This is a genomic window from Arthrobacter sp. Y3225116 (assembly GCF_059091245.1).
This window is the reverse complement of sequence record NZ_JBNHGL010000616.1, coordinates 1-290: the sequence shown is the minus strand read 5'-3', so window position 1 is coordinate 290 and position 290 is coordinate 1. Positions and strand designations below refer to the sequence as shown.

Annotated in this window: 1 protein-coding gene; it reads right to left on the bottom strand. The window is 74.8% G+C overall.

Going from position 1 to position 290, the window contains the following annotated elements; genetic code table 11:
* Window positions 1-290, bottom strand: a 290-nt coding sequence (locus AC5RV2_RS19225; RefSeq protein WP_494093649.1) for an SAF domain-containing protein, incomplete at both ends; no start/stop codon positions are given.

Here is a 290-nt window from a genome sequence, read left to right as displayed (position 1 = left end):
CGGGGCCGACGATCGAGGTGTCCACGACCGGTGAGCCGGCGCGCAGCGCCGTCGCCAGCCGCTGGCCCACCACCAGGGCCGGGCTGTCGGCAGTTCCCTCGGGTACGAAACCGGCCGGCAGCTCGCCCAGTGCGACATCGTCGGCGGACAGGAGGGCGCCTGCCGGGAGGTCGGACGCGGCGACCACCACGGAGTCGGTGGGGCTCGGTGCAGGGGTTAGCTGCTGCACCACCAGTGCCGCGGCCGCACAGAGCAGCAGGGCGGCCAGCAGCCGGTAATGCCGGCGCAGC